This is a genomic window from Streptacidiphilus monticola (assembly GCF_042658505.1).
GTDB classification, from domain to species: Bacteria; Actinomycetota; Actinomycetes; order Streptomycetales; family Streptomycetaceae; genus Streptacidiphilus; species Streptacidiphilus monticola.
This window is the reverse complement of the sequence record NZ_JBHSQJ010000115.1, coordinates 1-850: the sequence shown is the minus strand read 5'-3', so window position 1 is coordinate 850 and position 850 is coordinate 1. Positions and strand designations below refer to the sequence as shown.

Here is an 850-nt window from a genome sequence, read left to right as displayed (position 1 = left end):
CGAACAACTCTTTTTGTTTATAGCAGAATGAATTTCATCCTGAATTATTCATTGAAACTTAGTAGAAAAGTGCAATTGTTTGTCGCCCAAGCGGTTTCGCCAAATTACATTTTCATCAAATAAATGAAAAAAGAATCCATTTCTGCTAGAGTTAAATTACCACAAAATAACCACNATGATGGAGGCTCTCTTTCCTCCGATACGGGTGAACTTTTATTCCGGGAGTTCGAAAAGAAGATTGGTTTCTTCCATACGCTGGATCAGCACTTGGTACTAAAGGACGAAAGGCGCTATGCCGTGCATTCCAACGAACAGTTACTTCGCCAAAAGATGTATCAGATGATTGCAGGCTATGACGAAGATGATGCTGCTGATCAATTGACACATGACCCAGTCTTTACACAAATCGTTGGAACAGATTCATTGGCTTCTCAACCCAGTCTTTCCCGGTTTTTTCCACGGTTTGATCGTGACGCCATCGATCACATGAATCAGGCCAATCAGGAGATCCTGGACAAGATTCATCAATGCAGAGGCTCCAAATCCATTATCTTTGATTTGGATTCCACCCATGCGGATACGTATGGCGATCAGGAGTCGGCAGCGTTTAACACCCACTATGGTACCGTTGGTTTCCATCCATTAGTGGCTTTTGATGGGGTCACAGGTGACTTTTTGAAAGCACAGCTGCGGCCCGGGAATGTCTACACATCCAACGGCGTGGTTGAATTTATGGAACCTGTTATTCGACATTACAATGAAACATTTCCGGAAACCATTCCATTCCTGCGCGGTGACAGTGGCTTTGCCGTCCCGGCTTTGTATGAGCTATGTGAACAGGAATCCGTTT

Annotated in this window: 1 protein-coding gene; it reads left to right on the top strand. The window is 43.8% G+C overall.

What is annotated here, in order from left to right:
- Positions 1-123: 123 nt before the first annotated feature.
- Positions 124-850, top strand: a 727-nt coding sequence (locus tag ACFP3V_RS24520; protein ID WP_380587423.1) for an IS1380 family transposase, incomplete at its 3' end; no start/stop codon positions are given.